The following is a 230-nucleotide window of genomic DNA, read 5'->3' as shown; positions in this document are numbered from 1 at the left end:
GCAGGATGCCAGCGCGCGCGGTATTCGTAACGGTGATGTGGTACGCGTCTTTAACGCTCGCGGTCAGGTGTTGGCAGGGGCAGTGGTTTCTGACCGCTATGCACCCGGCGTGGCACGAATTCACGAAGGGGCATGGTACGATCCAGATAAAGGCGGCGAGCCTGGTGCGCTGTGCAAATACGGTAACCCCAACGTGTTGACCATCGACATCGGTACATCGCAGCTGGCGC

The 230-nt window shown here is 60.0% G+C and carries 1 protein-coding gene; it reads left to right on the top strand.

The window, feature by feature from the left end:
- The coding region (locus R2R70_RS23635; protein ID WP_410979438.1) for a molybdopterin dinucleotide binding domain-containing protein at positions 1-230 on the top strand (230 nt) is incomplete at both ends.

The sequence above is a fragment of the Cobetia sp. SIMBA_158 genome (assembly GCF_046566945.1).
GTDB classification, from domain to species: Bacteria; Pseudomonadota; Gammaproteobacteria; order Pseudomonadales; family Halomonadaceae; genus Cobetia; species Cobetia amphilecti.
Note: the sequence above shows the minus strand (reverse complement) of the source record. Positions and strands in the feature narration are given on the sequence as shown.